Origin of the sequence: Rhizobium sp. RSm-3 (assembly GCF_001854685.1) — a bacterium.
Taxonomy (GTDB): Bacteria; Pseudomonadota; Alphaproteobacteria; order Rhizobiales; family Rhizobiaceae; genus Rhizobium; species Rhizobium ecuadorense.
This window is the reverse complement of sequence record NZ_MAWZ01000008.1, coordinates 53,496-72,687: the sequence shown is the minus strand read 5'-3', so window position 1 is coordinate 72,687 and position 19,192 is coordinate 53,496. Positions and strand designations below refer to the sequence as shown.

General features: G+C 62.5%; 14 protein-coding genes. 7 read left to right on the top strand and 7 right to left on the bottom strand.

Annotation, left to right across the window (positions count from 1 at the left end):
* Positions 1–22: 22 nt before the first annotated feature.
* The 3 genes from BBJ66_RS10645 to BBJ66_RS10635 all read right to left on the bottom strand — a co-directional run bounded on the left by BBJ66_RS10645 (position 23) and on the right by BBJ66_RS10635 (position 5,418).
* A complete protein-coding gene (locus BBJ66_RS10645; protein ID WP_071086892.1) occupies positions 23–3,223 on the bottom strand; it encodes an efflux RND transporter permease subunit in 3,201 nt (1,066 codons plus the stop codon).
* Positions 3,224–3,365: 142 nt separating this feature from the next.
* Entirely contained in the window at positions 3,366–4,556 is a 1,191-nt protein-coding gene (locus BBJ66_RS10640) for an efflux RND transporter periplasmic adaptor subunit (protein ID WP_071086890.1), read from the bottom strand.
* 46 nt (positions 4,557–4,602) lie between these two features.
* The gene (locus BBJ66_RS10635; RefSeq protein ID WP_071086888.1) at positions 4,603–5,418 is read right to left on the bottom strand and encodes an alpha/beta hydrolase fold domain-containing protein; all 816 of its coding nucleotides are present in this window, start codon (positions 5,416–5,418) and stop codon (positions 4,603–4,605) included.
* Between the two features lie 163 nt (positions 5,419–5,581).
* Between BBJ66_RS10635 and BBJ66_RS10630 the strand changes: the two genes are divergently transcribed.
* Positions 5,582–6,493 carry a LysR family transcriptional regulator gene (locus BBJ66_RS10630; protein ID WP_049731694.1) on the top strand — a complete coding sequence of 304 codons (912 nt, stop codon included), beginning with the start codon at positions 5,582–5,584 and terminating at the stop codon, positions 6,491–6,493.
* 231 nt (positions 6,494–6,724) lie between these two features.
* On the opposite strand, the gene BBJ66_RS10625 is transcribed toward BBJ66_RS10630, so the two are convergent.
* On the bottom strand, positions 6,725–7,468 hold the full coding sequence (locus BBJ66_RS10625) for an SDR family oxidoreductase (protein ID WP_049731695.1): 744 nt from the start codon (positions 7,466–7,468) through the stop codon (positions 6,725–6,727).
* A 106-nt stretch (positions 7,469–7,574) separates the two neighbouring features.
* Between BBJ66_RS10625 and BBJ66_RS10620 the strand changes: the two genes are divergently transcribed.
* The 3 genes from BBJ66_RS10620 to BBJ66_RS10610 are packed head-to-tail and all read left to right on the top strand — an operon-like array spanning position 7,575 to position 9,492.
* Positions 7,575–8,483 (top strand): LysR family transcriptional regulator, encoded by a 909-nt coding sequence (locus BBJ66_RS10620; RefSeq protein ID WP_049731696.1) that lies wholly within the window; start codon positions 7,575–7,577, stop codon positions 8,481–8,483.
* A gap of 23 nt (positions 8,484–8,506) precedes the next feature.
* Entirely contained in the window at positions 8,507–8,821 is a 315-nt protein-coding gene (locus tag BBJ66_RS10615) for a hypothetical protein (protein WP_071086886.1), read from the top strand.
* A 53-nt stretch (positions 8,822–8,874) separates the two neighbouring features.
* Positions 8,875–9,492 carry a DNA-3-methyladenine glycosylase gene (locus BBJ66_RS10610; protein WP_071086884.1) on the top strand — a complete coding sequence of 206 codons (618 nt, stop codon included), beginning with the start codon at positions 8,875–8,877 and terminating at the stop codon, positions 9,490–9,492.
* A 58-nt stretch (positions 9,493–9,550) separates the two neighbouring features.
* Here BBJ66_RS10610 and BBJ66_RS10605 read toward each other — a convergent pair whose 3' ends face one another.
* Genes BBJ66_RS10605 through BBJ66_RS10595 form a run of 3 tightly spaced genes read right to left on the bottom strand, consistent with a single transcriptional unit; the run spans position 9,551 to position 12,765 of the window.
* Positions 9,551–11,092, bottom strand: coding sequence for a DHA2 family efflux MFS transporter permease subunit (locus BBJ66_RS10605; RefSeq protein WP_071086882.1), 1,542 nt, complete (start codon positions 11,090–11,092; stop codon positions 9,551–9,553).
* Complete coding sequence (locus BBJ66_RS10600) at positions 11,085–12,308, bottom strand: HlyD family secretion protein (RefSeq protein ID WP_049731700.1); 1,224 nt, start codon at positions 12,306–12,308, stop codon at positions 11,085–11,087. Before BBJ66_RS10600 ends, BBJ66_RS10605 begins: the two co-directional genes overlap by 8 nt.
* Positions 12,301–12,765 carry a MarR family winged helix-turn-helix transcriptional regulator gene (locus tag BBJ66_RS10595; protein ID WP_049731701.1) on the bottom strand — a complete coding sequence of 155 codons (465 nt, stop codon included), beginning with the start codon at positions 12,763–12,765 and terminating at the stop codon, positions 12,301–12,303. Before BBJ66_RS10595 ends, BBJ66_RS10600 begins: the two co-directional genes overlap by 8 nt.
* 246 nt (positions 12,766–13,011) lie before the next feature.
* On the opposite strand from BBJ66_RS10595, the gene BBJ66_RS10590 reads away from it, so the two are divergent.
* From BBJ66_RS10590 to BBJ66_RS10580, 3 genes are all read left to right on the top strand, one after another.
* Entirely contained in the window at positions 13,012–14,556 is a 1,545-nt protein-coding gene (locus tag BBJ66_RS10590) for a cation:proton antiporter (protein WP_071086880.1), read from the top strand.
* Positions 14,557–14,815: 259 nt separating this feature from the next.
* A complete protein-coding gene (locus BBJ66_RS10585) occupies positions 14,816–15,994 on the top strand; it encodes an efflux RND transporter periplasmic adaptor subunit (RefSeq protein WP_071086878.1) in 1,179 nt (392 codons plus the stop codon).
* A complete protein-coding gene (locus tag BBJ66_RS10580) occupies positions 15,991–19,176 on the top strand; it encodes an efflux RND transporter permease subunit (protein ID WP_071086876.1) in 3,186 nt (1,061 codons plus the stop codon). Before BBJ66_RS10585 ends, BBJ66_RS10580 begins: the two co-directional genes overlap by 4 nt.
* Positions 19,177–19,192 lie beyond the last annotated feature (16 nt).

Genomic DNA, 19,192 nt, shown 5'->3' with positions numbered 1-19,192 from the left:
ACAAAGGAAGGTTGAATTCCGTTTATTCCGCCGCGAGCCGGATGACCTCAGCCTCTTCTTCCTTGTGTTCGTCCGGCTTGTGCTGGACGAGCGGGCGGTTGCCCGCCAGCCGCCGCAGCAGCACGTAGAAGACAGGCGTCATGAAGATGCCGAAGAAGGTCACGCCAATCATGCCCGAGAAGACCGCGACACCCATGGCCGCGCGCATCTCCGCGCCGGCGCCGGTGGAGACGACGAGCGGCACGACACCCATGATGAAGGCCAGCGAGGTCATCAGGATCGGGCGAAGACGGAGACGGCTGGCTTCCACCGCGGCCTCCCGTGGCGTCCGGCCTTCGAACTCCAGTTCGCGGGCGAATTCGACGATAAGGATCGCGTTCTTCGCCGATAGTCCGACCAGCACCACCAGACCGATCTGGGTGAAGATGTTGTTGTCTCCACCGGTGAGCCAGACGCCTGTCAGCGCGGCCAACACACCCATCGGCACGATCATGATGATCGCAAGCGGCAGCGTCAGGCTTTCATACTGGGCGGCAAGCACCAGGAAGACGAGCAGCAGCGCCAGCGGGAAAACGACGACGCTCGAATTGCCGGCAAGGATCTGCTGATAGGTCAGATCCGTCCATTCGAAGTCGATGCCTGCCGGCAGGGTCTCATGCAGGATCTTCTCGATAGCCGCCTGCGCCTGGCCGGACGAAAAGCCCGGCGCCGGACCGCCGTTGATATCGGCGGCGAGGAAGCCGTTGTAGCGGTTCGCGCGCTCCGGACCGGTGCTCGGCTGCACCTTCAGCAGGGCCGAAAGCGGGATCATCTCACCCGATGCGGAACGGACCTTCAACTGGCCGATATCTTCCGGCTGGGCGCGGAATTTCGCATCGGCCTGCACCCGGACGCTGTAGGTGCGGCCGAAGGCGTTGAAGTCGTTCACATAGAGCGAACCGAGATAGATCTGCAGCGTCTGGAAGACGTCGGTGACGGAAACCCCGAGCTGCTCGGCCTTGGCGCGGTCGAGATCGGCATAGAGCTGCGGCACGTTGATCTGGAAGCTGGAGAACAGCCCGGCAAGCTCAGGCGTCTGATAGGCCTTGGCAAGCACGGCCTTGGTCGCTTCGTCGAGCGCCTGGTTACCGAGGCCGGCACGATCCTCGATCTGCAGCTTGAAACCGCCCGTCGTGCCGAGACCGTTGACCGGCGGCGGCGGGAACATGGCGATGAAGGCATCCTGGATGGCGCCGAATTTCTGGTTCAGCGCCATGGCGATGGCACCACCCGAAAGATCCGGTGTCTTGCGCTCCTCGAAATCCTTCAGCGTCACGAAGACGATGCCGGCATTCGAGGAGTTGGTGAAGCCGTTGATCGAAAGGCCCGGGAAGGCGATCGCATTGGCAACGCCCGGCTGCGCCAGCGCGATATCGGTCATGCGCTTGATTACGTCTTCCGTGCGGTCAAGGCTTGCGGCATCCGGCAGCTGGGCAAAACCGATCAGATACTGCTTGTCCTGCGACGGCACGAAGCCGCCGGGGACCGTGCTGAACAGACTGTAGGTCGCACCGACCAGCGCCAGGTAGACCACCATGACTATGCTCTTGCGCGACAGCAATCCGCCCACACCCTTGCCGTAGGCATTCGAGCCGGCGCCAAAGACCCGGTTGAAGCCGCGGAAGAACCAGCCGAAGATGGCATCCATGAATCGTGTCAGCCAGTCCTTCGGCGCGTGATGCCCCTTCAAGAGAAGGGCTGCAAGCGCCGGAGAGAGGGTGAGCGAGTTGAATGCCGAGATGACGGTCGAGATCGCGATCGTCAGCGCGAACTGGCGATAGAACTGACCGGACAGGCCGGAGATGAAGGCGAGCGGCACGAAGACCGCGACGAGGACCAGCGCGATCGCGATGATCGGACCGGAGACTTCCTTCATCGCCTTGTAGGTGGCGGCCCGCGGCGACAGCCCCTGTTCGATATTGCGCTCGACGTTTTCGACCACCACGATCGCGTCGTCGACGACGATACCGATCGCCAGCACCAGCCCGAACAGGCTGAGCGCGTTGATCGAGAAGCCGAAGACATACATGACCGCGAAGGTGCCGATGATCGATACCGGAACCGCGATCAGCGGAATGATCGAGGCGCGCCATGTCTGCAGGAACAGGATGACGACGAGAACAACAAGCGCGATGGCTTCGAGCAGCGTGTCGATGACCTTCTCGATCGAGGCGCGCACGAATTTCGTCGTATCGTAGACAATCTCGTATTTAACCCCCTCCGGCATGGCGAGCTGCAGCTGATCCATGGTGGCGTGCACATTATCGGCGATTTCGATCGCATTCGAACCGGGCGCCTGAAGCACGGCAACGGCGACGGCAGGCTTGCCGTCGAGCAGCGAGCGCAACGTATAGTCTGCGGCGCCGAGCTCGATGCGGGCAACGTCGCGAAGGCGGGTGATCTCGCCACTGGCGCCCGTCTTGACGATGATATTGCCGAACTCCTCGGGTGTGCGCAGGCGGCCCTGGGCATTGACATTGAGCTGCAGGTCCACACCCGGCTGGCTCGGCGATGCACCGATGATGCCGGCCGCGGCCTGGACGTTCTGGGAGCTGATGGCGCTGCTGATATCGCTGGCGGCGAGATCATGCTCGGCAGCCTTCTGGGGATCGATCCAGACACGCATCGAATAATCGCCGGCGCCAAAGACCTGCACCTGACCGACGCCTGCGATGCGGGCAAGCCGATCCTTGATATTCAGCGTCGCATAGTTGCGGAGATAGGTAATGTCGTGATTGTCGCCATCGGAGACAAGGTTGACGACCATGATGAAGTTGGGCGAACTCTTGACCGTCGTGATCCCCAGCGAGCGGACTTCCGCCGGCAGCCGTGGTTCGGCCTGCGAAACGCGGTTCTGCACCAGCTGCTGCGCCTTGTCGGGGTCGGTGCCGAGTTTGAAGGTGACGGTCACGTTGAGCACGCCGTCCGACGTCGCTTGGCTGGACATGTATAGCATGCCCTCGACACCGTTGATCTGCTCTTCGAGCGGTGTGGCCACCGTTTCGGCGATGACCGACGGGTTGGCGCCGGGATAGGTGGCGCGCACGACGATCGACGGCGGCACGACCTCGGGATATTCGGAAATCGGCAGCGCGCGCAGGCCGATCAAGCCGGCAACCACGATGAGGACTGAGAGAACGCCGGCAAAGACCGGGCGGTCGACAAAGAATCTGGAGATGTTCATTTCAAAGCCCTCTCCGGGGTGAACATGGATGCAACGTCCCTCTCCGGCGGTTTGGGAGCCGCCGGCGGGTCATATCAATTCGGGTATTGGCATTCCCCTGGGGCGAAGGCATCGCCTTCGCCCGGGAGGGAAAGGCGAAGTCTTACTGCGCGGTCGCGACCTTCTCTTCCATCTGCGGTACGACGACGGCACCCGGACGGATGCGCTGCAGACCGTTGACGACGATCTTTTCGCCGGCGTCCAGACCGCTTTCGACCACACGCTGACCGTCGGACAGCGTGCCGAGCTGGATCTGCCGATAGGCGACCTTGTTTTCGGCATCGACGACGAAGACGAACTTCTTGTCCTGGTCTGTGCCGACGGCGCGGTCGCTGATGACGATCTTGTTCTCGGCCTTCGGCTGGCCCATGCGCACCCGTACGAACTGGCCGGGGATGAGACGACCACCCGGATTGTCGAAGACAGCGCGCACGCCGATGGTGCCGCTGGAGGCATCGACCTCGTTGTCGATCAACTGCAGCTTGCCCTTGATCGGCGTGCCGCTGTCGGCAAGCGTACCAACCTCGACCGGGATCTGCTCGACCGGCGGCAGGGCGCTGTCGGTCTGCGGAAGCTCGGCAAGCGCGCGCGTCACCATCTCTTCGCTGGCGTTGAAGCTCGCATAGATCGGATCGACCGAAACGAGCGTCGTCAGTTCAGGCGAAGCCGAGCCGGCCGCAACCAGGTTGCCGGCGGTCACCTCGATCTTGCCGATGCGGCCGGAAACCGGCGCACGCACCTGGGTGTAATCGAGATCGAGCTGGGCCGACTGCAGTGCGGCCTGCGCCGAACGCAGCCCTGCCTGCGCCTCGGCCAGCGCGCTCTGGCGCTGATCGAGATCGCTCTGGGAGATGGTGCGGTTGTCGGAAAGCCTGCGGCCGCGATCGAGCTCGGTCTGCGCCAGGCTGACCTTGGCTTCGGCCGAAGCGACCTGGCCCTCAGCCTGCGCCACGCTCGCCTGGTAGGGAGCCGGGTCGATGGTGAAGAGCAGGTCGCCCTGCTTGACCAGCGCCCCTTCGCGGAAGGCCACCGACAGGATGGCGCCGGCGACGCGGGAGCGAACCTGCACACGGTCGACAGCTTCGAGCCGGCCGGAGAAACTCTCCCAGGCTGTCACGTCACGCGCCGCGACGACGGCAACCGTCACCGGCACGGCAGGCGGCTGCGCCGGGGCGGACGCGGCCGTGGCGGTCGTGCTCATCGGCAGTTCGAAAAACAATGCGGCGCCTGAAACCGACGCAATAAGGCCCATGCCGGCGCCCACAAGGGCCCAGCGCTTACTTCTGGACGTCATCAGTACTCTCCTTGCGGCCCCAAGCCGCCGAAATATCAGATCATCTTCAATGCAATTGCGGTTGGACGCTTACATCCCGAAGGAAGCTTCCGAAATGGCGGCTGACATGCTCCTGCCAGTCGGGCACTCCTGCGGATTTCCCACCATAAATCGAGGGCCAGCCCGTCCCGGCGGGAAGAACATGCTGGCGCACACCGACGCCGGCCTTTTTCAGGCGGGCACCGTAACCGAGTGTTTCGTCGTGCAGAGGATCGTCCTCGGCGGTGAAGATCAGCGCCGGCGCGACGCCGGAAAGACGCGAACAGAGACAAGGCGCCGCATAAGGGTGGCAGCCGCCGCCGCTTAAGTAATGGCTCCAGCCCTCCGTCCAGCGCTGACGCATGCCGATCACTTCGGCCTTGCGGATCGAGGACGTGCCCATGAAGGGATCGAGCAGCGGCGAAATCAAGACCTGGCCATCGAGGGCATCCGGCATCTGATCGCGGGCCTTCAGAGCCACGCCGGCGGCGACATTGCCGCCCGCCTCTTCGCCGGCGACGAAGAGCAGCGACTTGCGGTCACCAAGACCGGCAGCGCGCTTGTTGGCGAGATATGTGAAAACGGAGAAGGAAACTTCCAGCGCCTGCGGAAACAGGTTGCCGGACAGGGTGCTGTAATCGACGGCGGCGACGATGGCGCCTGATTTGGCGAGGCTCATCGCCACCGGCCTGTCGACATTCGTCTCGCTGTCAAGAAACGCGCCGCCATGCAGGTAAAGCACGATCGGCGGACCCTTGCCGTAATCGGCGCCCTGGTAGATGCGTGCGGAAACGGGGCCGACGGCCACCTTATCCAGCATCATATCTTTCCATTCCACCGTCATGCTTCGGTCTCTTTTGCGTCAGCGACAAGCAGACAACGCCTGCCGCTTGCATTTTGCACAAAAAAGATATTGTTATTCCACCCAGGGAATAAGAAGCGATATCGCGATTACACTGTTCCACATCTCGAATAATGGTGCAACGCAAACTGCGGACTTCAAACCGATGGATCAGCTCTCGGCAATGCGCGTCTTCATCCGCGTGGTGGAGACGGGCAATTTCACCCGCGCCGCCGACATGCTCGCCATGCCCAAGGCGACGGTAACCAATCTCATCCAGGGCCTTGAGGCGCATCTGCGCACCAAGCTTTTGAATCGTACGACGCGCCGGGTTATGGTGACCACGGACGGCGCTCTCTATTACGAGCGGGCCGCCCAGATCATTTCTGAATTGGAGGAACTCGACGGCAGCCTCTCCAATTCGCAGAGCCTGCCGAGCGGGCGGCTGCGCGTCGAAATGGCCGGCGCTTTCGCCGACTGGATCGTCGTTCCCGCGCTCTGCGATTTTTATCAGCGGTATCCCGATATCCGCATCGACCTCGGTGTCGGCGACCGCACGGTCGATTACCTTGCGGAAAATGTCGACTGCGCGTTGCGGGGCGGCACCCCGGCCGATCAGTCGCTAATCGCGCGACGTGTTTCCGAAGTCGAGATGATCACCTGTGCTTCGCCTGGTTATATCGAGAAATTCGGCATGCCCGAGCGGCCGGAGGATCTGGAGGCCGATCATTATTCCGTCAACTATTTCCGCGCCCAAAACAACCGAACGCTGCCCTTCGAATTTCGACGGCACAACGAGGTGATCGAGACCAATCCGCGTTACATCGCCTCGGTCAACGATAGCCGCACCTATCTAACGGCTGCACTGACCGGTCTCGGCATCGCGCAGGTGCCGATCTTCATGGCGCGCGAGCCGATTGCAAAGGGTGACCTCGTCCGCGTGCTCCCGGACTGGCGCCGCGATCCGCTGCCGCTCTACGTCGTCTACCCTCCGAACCGCCACCTCAGCAACAAGGTCCGTGTCTTTGTCGACTGGCTGGTAAAGCTTCTGGTGGAGGCGAGACTGAACGACTTCTGAGCGCCAAAAGAATACGGCCCGGAAGGCGGGGAAACCTTCAACGGACCGCAATGTGCAACTTTGAACATCAAGCCTGTCGCACCGCAGGAAGGGCGCGGCAGGCTGTGGAGGTTCGGAAAAGAGCGGCAGGGAATTCCACTCTTTCGCGATAAAATAGATATACGCACTCCCCGCAGGATTGTAAGGGAAAATTCCGCAAGCCCGTTCACATAATTGCGAGCACGGAGCCCGTTAGATCATGCCGCCATTGGCGCGCAGCGTCTGACCATTGATCCAGCCGCCGTCCGGGCCGGCGAGGAAGGCCACCGCGGCGGCGATGTCTTCAGCTGTGCCCAGGCGCTCCAGCGGGTTCATCTTCGCCATGCGGGCAACGAGTTCCTCCGATTTGCCGTTGAGGAAAAGATCGGTGGCGACAGGACCGGGCGCGATGGCGTTGACGGTGATGTTGCGGCCGCGCATCTCCTTGGCCATGATCGCCGTCAACATTTCCACGGCAGCCTTGGTGGCGGCATAGACGCCGTAGGTTTCAAGCTTCAGCCCGACAACGGAGGTCGAGAGGTTGATGACCCGGCCGCCGTCGCGCAGACGCTTGGCCGCTTCCCTCAGTGTATTGAAGGTGCCCTTGAGATTGACGGCGATCTGGCGGTCGAAATTGGCATCGTCAGTCTCGGCGATCGAGGAGAGCATCATGATGCCGGCATTGTTGACGAGCACGTCGATACCGCCGAAGGCGGTTTCACCGGCATCGAACATGCGGCGGACGGCTTGCGCATCGCTGACATCGGCTTTCTCGGTCAGCGCCTTGCCGCCGGCCTGCTCGATCTCCCGGGCGAGTTCCTCTGCCGGAGCCGCATTGCCGGAGTAATTGATGACAACGGTGAAACCGTCCTTGGCGAGGCGTTTGGCGACCGCCGCGCCGATGCCGCGGGAAGCGCCGGTGACCAGTGCGACCTTGCCGTTTTCGTTGGAAGCCATTGTCTTTCTCCTTCATCGCGTTTCGATGAGGAAAAGATGCTCCTTTTCCTATCACGGATAATCAGGCATTATTCGACATCACTATCCGGGAACAACGAACAAATAGATGGACAAATTCGATGCCATGCGGGTGTTTTGCCGCGTCGTGGAGCGTCGCAGCTTCACCCTTGCCGCCGAAGACACCGGCCTGCCGCGCTCGACCGTCACCGATGCGGTGAAGCAGCTCGAGGCGCGTCTCGGCGTGCGCCTGCTCCAGCGCACGACACGCCATGTCAGCCCGACGCTGGACGGCGAGGCCTATTACCAGCGCTGCCTGTCGATCCTCGCCGACATCGAGGATGCCGAAGGGGCTTTTGCCGGCGCTAGGCCGAAGGGCCTGCTGCGCGTCGATGTGCACGGCACGCTCGCGCGCCACTTCGTGCTGCCGAGCCTGCCGTCCTTTCTCGACACTTACCCCGAGATCGAATTCTACATGAGCGAGGGCGACCGGCTGGTCGATCTGGTTCGCGAAGGTATCGACTGCGTGCTGCGCGCCGGCACGCCCGGCGATAGCGACATGATCATCAGGCGTGTCGCCATGCTCGACGAAATCACCCTCGCCTCGCCTGATTACATCGCCGCCCATGGCCTGCCGCAGCATCCCGACCGGCTAACCGGCCACCGCATGGTCGGCTTCCGCTCCAGCGCCACCGGCAGCCAGTTGCCGCTCGAATTCACCGTCGACGGCGCCGTGCACGAAATCACCGTTCCCGCCACCATCACCGTCAACGCCGCCGAAAGTTATGTTTCGGCGGCGAGGATGGGCCTCGGCCTGATCCAGATCCCGCGTTATCACGCCGAAAAAGATATTGCCGAGGGAACGCTGATCCATGTGCTCAAGGATTTTCCGCCGACCCCGACACCGGTCTCCCTGCTCTACCCCCGGAACCGCCAGCTTTCGCCGCGCGTACGCGTTTTCATCGACTGGCTGGTGAAGGTCTTCGCTCGACAAAACGCGGAAAACGCGCTTTGCTAATATGAGCGTTTGGGGGAGCGGCCATGGCACTCAACGATATCACCGTCTACCAGACGGAAGACGGCTTCGTTGTCGAATTCGGCGGCGAAGGCGAAGACAGCATTGCCGTGACGCTGCGAAGCACGCCTGAACTGAACTCGGATAACGCCGTCTCGCGGGCCAAAACCCTGCTTGCGGCGGCCATCGAACCTGTCCATGGCAACGGCGCGCGCGGCAAGGATCCCGCTTTGCTCGAAGAAGAGCTGGAGGAAGGTCTGGAGGATTCCTTCCCGGCGAGCGACCCGGTCTCGGTCACATCATCCTCGATCCCGATGCGCGATCCGAATGCCGGCCGCTGAGGCGGGTGGGCCCAACGCATGAAGCGGTTTCGGGATGACGGCGAGTACGCCGGATGTTATCTGCATCGGCCATGACCGAGAGTGGAATGATATCGGGCGCGATCGGCGCCGGCGCGCTCACCGGCGAAAGCCTCAGGGCGTTTTTCGAGCGCGACGCGATCGCCGTTGCCCGTGATCTGCTCGGCTGCCATCTCACGGTCGATGGCGCCGGCGGCCGGATCACCGAGACGGAAGCCTATTTTCCCGATGATGAGGCCTCGCACAGCTTCCGCGGCCCGACCAAGCGCAACGGCGCCATGTATGGCCGGCCCGGCAATGTCTACATCTACCGCATTTACGGCATGTATTGGTGCCTGAACTTCGTCTGCCATCCGGGCTCGGCCGTGCTCATCCGCGCCCTTGAGCCGGAAACGGGAATCCCTCTAATGATGGAGCAGCGCGGCACCGACAGGCTGACCGCGCTCTGCAGCGGCCCCGGCAAACTCTGCCAGGCGCTCGGCATCGATATCGAGATCAACGACAGGCTGCTCGACCGCCCGCCCTATGCGCTGACGCCCTCCGCTGCGGTGCCTGTCGTCTCCGGAAAACGCATCGGCATCACCAAAAATGCCGAAGCACCATGGCGCTTCGGCATTCAGGGGTCGCGTTATCTCAGCAAGCCGTTCCGTTAAGCAAGTCCAGCAAAACTGTGCAGCGGTTTGCGTCCCGAATTGCGTGAAAGTCCAGAGCCTATTCCATGACGGCGCTATGATCGACGGCGGGCGCCGCCTTCGGCTTGCGCAGCAAGAGCACCAGCGGAATGACCGCGAGCGACATCAGCATCAAGAGCTTGAAATCGTCCATATAGGCGATGATCGTCGATTGCAGGGTGATGATCTCGTTGAGCGAAGCGCGCCCGGCCGCCGTCACCGGGCTGAGCCCTTGTGCTGCCACCGCGTTGAAGGCGTGGTTGAACGGCGTCACATAAGCGGCGATCGACTCATGGTTGCTCTGCGTATTCTCGACGATCAGCGCCGAAACGATCGAGATGCCCACCGCCGAGCCGATGTTGCGCGACAGATTATAGAGGCCGGTGCCGTCGCCGCGCATATGGGCAGGCAGCGTGGAAAACGCGATCGTCGTCAGCGGCACGAACAGAAAGCCGAGGCCGGCGCCCTGGATGAAGCCGACCGAGACGATCGTCCATTGCGAGACGTCGGGTGTCCAGCCGGTCATGTCGTACATCGCCCAGGCGGTTAGCCCGAGGCCCAGCGCCAGCAACGCGCGCGTATCGACTTTGCCGACCAGCCGCCCGACAATGAACATGCACAGCATGGTGCCAAGCCCGCGCGGCCCCATGACGATGCCGGCGGTGATGACGGGATAGCCCATCAGCGTCTGCAGATAGGGCGTCATCAGCGCCAGTGAGGCGAGATAGGTGATGCCGATCACGAAGATGAAGATCATGCTGATCGAAAAATTCTGGTCGAGGAACAGCTTCGGATTGACGAAGGATTTCTCCGCCGTCAGCGTATGCACCAGAAGCAGATAGAAGGCGGCGGCGCAGATGATCGCTTCGAGCATGATCTCGCCGGAGGAGAACCAGTCGAGCTGCTCGCCGCGATCGAGGAAGAGCTGCAGCGAGGCGATGAACAGGCTCATCATCCCGAAGCCGAACCAGTCCAGCCTGGCGAGCGCATCCCTCTTCGTCTCTGAAACAAAGACGACGATGCCGGCAAAGGCAAGCGCACCTATCGGCACGTTGATGTAGAACACCCAGCGCCAGCTGATATTGTCGGTCAGCCAGCCGCCGATGACCGGTCCGAGCACCGGTCCGACCATGACCGAGACGCCGAAAAGCGCCATGGCCGAGCCGCGTTCCTCCACAGTATAGATGTCGAGGAGAATGCCCTGGGAAAGCGGCACCAATGATGCGCCGAACAGGCCCTGCAGCAGACGGAAGGCGACGATCTGGTTCAGCGATTGCGCCAGGCCGCAAAGAACCGAGGCAGCCACGAAGCCGGCGATGGCGACGAGCAGCACGCGCTTCCGGCCGAACTTGGCGGCAAGGAATCCGGACGGCGGCGTCATGATCGCCGCCGCGACGATATAGGAGGTCAGCACCCAGTTGATCTGGTCGGCGGAAGCCGACACGCTGCCCTGAATATAGGGCAGCGCCACATTGGCGATCGTCGTGTCCAGCGCCTGCATGATGACGGCGAGAATGACGCAGGCCGTGATCGCGCCGCGATTGGCAACCGGGGTCGCCGGGGAAGCGGAAACGTTACTCATGATCCCCGCCCTGGGTCCGGCCCAGAAGCTTGTTGACGAAATCGGGCAGGCCGCGGGCATGGCCGGTCTCGACATCGACGACCGTGCTCATGCCGACGCGAAGCGGCGGCTTGCCCTCGGTGTCTTCGATGCTGACGCGCATCGGAATGCGCTGGACGACCTTTACCCAGTTGCCGGTGGTGTTCTGCGCCGGCAGCAGCGAGAAGCTGGAGCCGGAGGCCGGGCTGATGCTCTCGACCTTGCCCTTCCACATCACACCGGGATAGGTGTCGACATAGATCTCGGCTGTCTGGCCGGGTTTGACATAGGTGAGCTCGGTTTCCTTCGGGCTGGCGGCGATCCACAGGTGATCGGTGGCAACGAGCGAGAATGCTTGCTGCGAGGCCTGCAGGTAGGAGCCGACCTGCAGCGCGTTGACATTGGTGACGATGCCGTCGAACGGCGCCTTGACGACGCTGTGATCGAGTTCGCGCTGGGCATTGTCGACATTCGACTTGGCCTGCAGGTAGAGCGGATTTTCCTCGATCGGCTGGTCGGCAGAACCACCGAGCTGGGCAAGCGTGGTTGCGGCTTCGGCCTTGGCGACAGTCACCTTCTGCCGGGCGGCTTCGAGATTGTGCTTGGCCTCGTCATAGGCCGATTGTGTGGCGCTGCCGTTGTTGACGAGATTCTGCTGGCGGTCGAACTGATCCTGGTAATAAGGCAGATCGGCTTGCGCCTGGGTGATCTCGGCCAGCGACTGCTGATAGCTGGCCTTGAGGTTCATGATCTGGTTGCGCTGCACGCCGAGCTGCGCCTTGGCGCCATCGAGCGCGATCTTGAAGGAATCGGCTCTCAGGCTGAAGAGCACCTGCCCAGCTTTAACAGCCTCGTTCTCATGCACGTCGATCTGCTCGACGATACCCGAGACATCGGTGGTGAGCCCGACCATATCGGCCTGGAGGTAGGCATTGTCGGTCGACATCACCTGGCCGCCATTGACGTAATAATAACCGCCGACGACGAGGGCCACCGGCAGCAGGGCGAACAGGATCGGCCGCGTGAGGCTGCGCCGGCGGCGGACCTTGTTGCCGCCAGGCGCAGCCACGGCGACAGCCGGCGCTGAATTGGATGAAGGCGCTTCGGCTACCGTTTCCTGCTGTTTGGCTTGATTTTCTTCGAAAGGTGTCTTGGCATTGGCGTCGGCAACGACGCGGAGGGGGGATTGATCAGCCATCGTTCGTCTCATTCTCGTCGACCGGGCTCCGGCATGCCTGAACCAGGTTCGTCTTCATTACGGATAGGATGTGGAAAAGCTGCTCGCGCTGCTCGGGCGTAATGCTTTGCAACGCTTCTGCGCGGGTGGTGTCGCCAAGCTCGCGCATTTCGGCGAGCAGCGGATGCGCCTCGTCGCGCATGTAGAGCAGCCAGATCCGCCGGTCGGTCGGGTGCTGGCGCCGCTCGATCAGCCCGCGTTCGGCGAGCTTGTCGAGAATGCGCACCAGGGTGATCGGTTCGACCTCGAGGATTTCGGCAAGGCCGCTCTGATGGATGCCTTCGTTGTTCGAGAGGTAGGCCAGCGTCTGCCACTGCGACCGGGTCAGCCCAAGGCACTTCGCGCGCTGCTCGAACCGCTTGCGCAGCAGCCGTGCGACGTCATGGAGAAGGAAGCCGAGTGTGGGCGTAGCGCTCATGAAAACCTGCGATCGTTAATTTATAAGCATACTTATAATATCGGTAGATATATTGAGCTTGTGCAATGCACAAGGGCCTGGACGGCAGAATCGCCACCTCGACGAAAATGCCGCAGGCCGGTCGAGCCCGTCCGCGCCTCCCTCCTGCGGTCCTTTCGAGGCATGAGACAGTAGCCATGGCGCAGCGCCGCCCTAATTTTCCGCGGCAGGAACAGCCTCCGTCGGAGGCACGCATTGGGGAGCGCGATGGCATTCTTCGAAAGCATGCTGACGCTGCTGCTGGTAGCAATCGTCTTCCTGCAATTCTCCAGGAAATTCCGCATCCCTTATCCCACCATGCTGGCGATAGCCGGCATCATCGTCGCGGCCGTGCCCTGGGCGCCCGAGGTTGCGATCGATCCCGAACTGGCACTGGCGCTGCTGATCGCACCGGTGCTTTTCGATGCCGCCTATGATCTGCCGCCGCGAACATTGCGACGCAACTGGCTGCCGCTCTTCTCGCTCGCCGCCATCGCCGTGATCGTGACGGCCGCAGCCGTTGCCGCCGTTGGCGTGACGATGGCCGGCCTGCCGCTTGCCGCGGCCATCGCACTCGGCGCTATCGTCGCGCCGCCGGATGCGGCGGCGGCGACCGCCATGCTCGACCGCTTCGACCTGCCGCGTCAGACCTATGTGATCCTGAAGGGCGAAAGCCTTCTCAACGATGCCGTGGCGCTCCTGATCTTCAGCGCCGCGGTGGCCGCCGCCGCCAGCCCCGCCTTCTTCACCGGCGCCCTGGCGGAACTGGCGCTGGCGGTGCCGGGCGGCCTCATTCTCGGTTATCTCCTCGGCCGTCTCTACATGATTGTCGGGTTGAAGCTCGCCGGCACGCTCGGCGGCACCCTGCTCGAATTCGTCGCCACCTTCGGCACCTGGATCATCGCCGAGCGGCTGCACCTTTCGGCGATCCTCGCCATCGTCGTCTATGCGATGGTGATCGCCCGCTACATGCCCGAGCGCCAGACGGCCCGCCACCGCATTCATTCCTATTCGGTCTGGGAAGCAGCGGTCTTCCTGCTCAACGTGCTGGCCTTCCTGCTGATGGGCTTGCAGGTCCGTCAGATCGTCCTCGATCTCGATCCCGGCCGGCTGAATTTCGCGATCATCCTGGCCGCCGCGGTCTTCATCACCGTCATCTTCGTCCGTCTGGCCTGGGTGCTCTGCTATAACCGCGCGATCACCTTCCTCGCCGAGCGCGGTTATACCAGACAAGCCGTTCCCACGTTCGCGACCAGTCTGCTCGCCGGCTGGTGCGGCATGCGCGGCCTCGTCACGCTGGCGACCGCGCTTGCTCTGCCGATCGACTTCCCCGATCGCGACATCATCCTACTCAGCGCGCTTGCAGTCGTTCTCGGCACGCTCATCGTCCAGGGCCTGACGCTCGGACCGCTGATCCGCTTCCTGAAATTCGAGCCGGACACCTCTTTGGATCGCGACCTCACCAGAGCCCGGGTCGCGTTGATCGATGCGGCACTGGCCGAACTTGCAGGCGGCGAGGACAACGCCACCCGCATCCTGCGGGACGTCTACACCTCCGAGCGCGAGATCGCCGCCGATGGCAAACACCCGCGCGAGGTCAGCAGGCTCGACAAGCAGCGCCGCAGCGTCATTGCCGCCAAACGCCGCAAACTGGCAGCGATGCGCCGTGCCGACGAAATCGACGACGATGTCTTCCACACGCTGGAACAGGAGCTCGATTGGGCCGAACTCGCCGTCTTGCCGCCTGGCCGCGACGAGATCGTCGAGAGCTGACGCCATCCCTGACGTTTGATGGATTTTGCAACCGCAGCCAATTGGCGTTTGCTATTTTTCGCCGCTGCCGTTTATATCCGGTTCCATAGCGTTACGATTTTTCCGATGTGCATTGCGTGCCGGCCTTCCTTTCCAAGATTGGACGCCGGAGGAAATCGCGGGGGCCGAGGCCTTCGTTCACAGCAGCAAGATACGAATAGCATCACTTCATCTTAGCTTCGGCGGCAGTCGATCGGCTGTCGAGATTGGAGGAACCGGTATGACTTACGCACTTCGACGGATGTTGGTGCTTGGCTGCATCGCCACGTTCATGCCGCTGGCTGCGATGGCGCAGGGTGCCCCATCCGCCCCTCCTCCCGTCACCGTCGCAAAGCCGGTGGTGCGCGATGTCATCGACAATGACGAGTTCATCGGCCGTTTCCAGCCGGTCGACGAAGTCTCCATCCGCTCGCGCGTCGGCGGCTATCTGCAGGAAGTCCATTTCGAGGATGGCGCTTTGGTGAAGCAGGGCGACCTGCTCTTCGTCATCGACCAGCGGCCGTTCATAACAGCGCTCAACCAGGCAAAGGCGGCGCTCGAAGCCTCGCAATCCGCTCTCGTCTTTGCCGACGCGCAGTATAAACGCGCCCAGTCGCTCGCATCGAGCGGCAGCCAGTCAGCGCAGACGCTGGACGATCGCCGCCGCGAATTCGATTCCGCCGAGGCCAATGTCCGCGGCGCCCAGGCCGCAGCCGATCGCGCTGCTCTCGACATGGAATATACCGAGATCAAAGCGCCGCTCAGCGGCCGCATCGACCGCCGCCTGATCTCGACCGGCAATCTGGTGCAGGCCGACCAAACGGTGCTCACCACCATCGTTTCGCTCGATCCGATCGATTTCTATTTCGACGTCGACGAACGCCGCCTGCTGAATTTTGCCGATACCGCGCGCAAGCAGGGCAAGGATCTTCAATTGGGTGGCGGCGGCGTCGACGTGTCCGTTGCGATCTCGGATCCCACGGCCAAACCCTTCAAGGGAAAACTCGATTTCGCCGAAAACCGGGTCGACAACGAAAGCGGCACCATCCGCATCCGTGCACGCCTGCCCAATCCCGATCTTATCCTTCAGCCAGGCCTCTTCGGCCGCGTCCAGGTCGCAGCCTCCAATACCTATAAGGCCATTCTCGTCCCGGACGAGGCAATCGGCTCGGATCAGAACGAGCGCGTCGTCTATGTGGTTGACGCGCAAGGGAAGGTTTCGACCAAGCCCGTGAGGCCCGGCCCGCGGCTCTACGGCTATCGGGTGATCCGCGAGGGTCTCGATGGCACCGAGACGATCATCGTCAACGGCCTGATGCGCGCCCGGCCGGGTTCGACGATCACGCCTCAGATGAGCGAACTGCCGCAGGAGCGGCAGGACACCCCGCCTGAAGCCGCCAATGCGGAGAGCGGACAATGAGATTCGCGCACTTCTTCGTCGACCGGCCGATCTTTGCGGCCGTCATCTCAATTCTCTTTCTTGTCGTCGGCGGCATCGCCTACACACAATTGCCGGTCTCCCAATATCCGGAGATCGCGCCCCCGACCATCGTCGTGCGCACCTCCTATCCCGGCGCCGACCCGCAGACGATCGCCGATACCGTTTCGACCCCGCTCGAACAGCAGATCAACGGCGTCGAAGACATGCTTTACATGTCGTCCTATTCCAGCGCCGACGGCGCCATGTCGCTGACGATCACCTTCAAGCTCGGCACCGATCTCGACAAGGTGCAGGTGCTGGTTCAGAACCGCGTTTCGATCGCGCTGCCTCGCCTTCCCGAGGAAGTCCAGCGGCTCGGCGTCACCACCGACAAGAGTTCACCCGACCTGATGATGGTGGTGCACCTGCTGTCGCCCTCGCATCGCTATGACCAGCTTTACGTTTCGAACTACGCCCGCAACCGCATCCGCGACGTTCTCGTCCGCCTCGACGGCGTCGGCGACGTGCAGATCTTCGGCGAACGCCAGTATTCGATGCGCATCTGGCTGGATCCGGAAAAGCTCTCCGCCTACGGCATGACCTCCGACGACGTCGTCTCCGCCCTGAGGGACCAGAACGTCCAGGTCTCCGGCGGCAAGATCGGCGCGCCGCCGGTGACCGGCAAGAACGCCTTCGAATATACGGTGCGAACGGACGGACGTTTTTCCGATGTGCGCGAATTCCGCTACGTCATCGTCAAATCGACGGGAGCCGGCCGGCTCGTGCAGTTGCAGGATGTCGCCCGCATTGAACTCGGCGCCCAGGACTACGTCACCAACAGCTATCTCAACAACGACCCGGCGGTCGCCCTTGGCATTTTCGCCCGGCCGGGAACCAATGCGCTGGACACGGCCCATCAGGTTCAGACTCTGATGAAGGACATCTCCCAGAATTTCCCGGAGGGCCTGGAATATCGCATCGTCTACGACACCACGGAATTCATCTCGGATTCGATCAGCGAGGTCTATAGAACCATCGCCGAGGCGGCCATCCTGGTGGCGATCGTCGTTCTCGTCTTCCTGCAGTCCTGGCGAACCGCGATCATACCGATCGTCGCCATCCCGGTCTCGCTGATCGGCACCTTCGCCGTCCTGCTGGCCTTCGGCTTTTCGCTCAACATGCTCACCCTGTTCGGGCTTGTGCTCGCTATCGGCATTGTCGTCGACGACGCGATCGTCGTGGTGGAAAACGTCGAGCGCAATCTGGCGCGCGGGATGACGCCGAAACAGGCTTCCCACGTGACGATGGACGAAGTCGGAACCGCCGTCGTCGCCATCTCGCTGGTGCTGATCGCCGTGTTCGTGCCGACAGCCTTCATCCCGGGCATATCGGGCCAGTTCTACCGGCAATTCGCCGTGACGATCTCGGTCACCACCGCGATATCGGCCTTGAATTCGCTGACACTGTCGCCCGCCCTTGCGGGCATATTGCTGAGACCCCACGACCACGAAACCAGGCGCGCGAATATCGCCACACGGTTTTGCCGAGGTCTCGCGGACGGTTTCAATCGCGGCTTCGACAGGATGAGTTCCGGCTATTCATGGATCGTCCGGCATCTTGTCCGCAGCTGGGTCGGTTTGACAGCGGCGATGATCGCCTTCGTCTGCCTGCTCGGAGCAACCTGGTACATGAGCACGCGCGTTCCCGCGGGCTTCATCCCGACCATGGACCAGGGTTACGCGATCGTCGTCATACAGCTTCCGGACGGCGCCTCGCTCGCGCGCACCGACGCCGTCGTCAAACAGGTAGGCGACATCGCCCGCACCGTGCCCGGCGTCGGCAACGCCGTGCAATTTGCCGGCTTCAGCGGGGCGACATTCACCAATGCCTCGAATGCAGGCGTCGTCTTCGTGCCGTTCAAATCCTTTGCCGAACGCGAAGAAGGCGGAGAAAACGCCAACAAGATCATCGGCGAGCTTTACGGCAAACTGCAGAGCATCCAGGAAGCCTTCATCATCGCCATCCCGCCGCCATCCGTGCGCGGCGTCGGCAATTCCGGCGGCTTCAAGATGCAGATTTCCGATCTTGAAAACGCCGACATGACGCGCGTGCTCGGCCTCGCCCGCCAGATGATGGGCGCGGCGGCCACGACGGAAGGGCTGACGGGGGTCTTTACGACATTCTCGGATGCAAGCCCGCAATATTTCCTGTCGATCGACCGCGACAAGGCGCGCTTCCTGAATGTGCCGATCCCCAACATCTTCAACGCGCTTTCCATCAATCTCGGCGTAGCCTACGTCAACGATTTCAATGCGTTCGGCCGTGTCTACCAGGTGCGCGCGCAGGCCGACCGGCAATATCGCATGGACAGGGAAGATATCCTCGCCCTGAAGGTTCGCTCGGCGACCGGCGCTCTGGTTCCGCTTGGAACATTGATGGATATCCAGGATGCCAGCGGCCCGGCGCTTGTCCAACGCTACAACATGTACGTCTCGGTGCCGCTTCAGGGCAATCCGACGCCAGGCACATCGACGGGTGATGCCATCGCCAAGATGGAAGCGCTGGCGGCGAAGATCCTGCCGCAAGGGACCACCTTCGAATGGACGGAACTCGCCTATCAGGAGACCCACACCGGCAACACCGCCGTCTACATCTTCGCCCTGTCCGTCGTCTTCGTCTTCCTGGCGCTGGCGGCACAATATGAAAGCTGGGTTCTGCCGCTGGCGATCATTCTCATCGTGCCGCTTGCGGTGCTCGCAGCGCTGATCGGGGTCTCGCTGCGGGGAATGGACAACAACGTCCTGACACAGATCGGCCTGATCGTGTTGATCGGCCTTGCGGCCAAGAACGCCATTCTGATCGTCGAGTTTGCCAGGCAGGCGGAAGACGAGGGCAAATCGCCGGTGGAAGCGGCCATCGAGGCCAGCCATCTTCGCCTGCGCCCGATCCTGATGACGGCATTCGCCTTCATCTTCGGCGTTCTGCCACTTGCCATCGCCACCGGCCCCGGCGCCGAGATGCGCCAGTCGCTCGGCACCGCCGTGTTTTCGGGCATGCTTGGCGTGACGATCTTCGGCCTGTTCCTGACGCCGGTCTTCTACGTCGTGCTGCGCGGCTGGCGCCGCCGCCGGCCGGTGGAGAAACCGGTCGAGACCGTTGCGGTTGAGAGCGAGACGGTCTGATCCGCTTCGGCAGGCG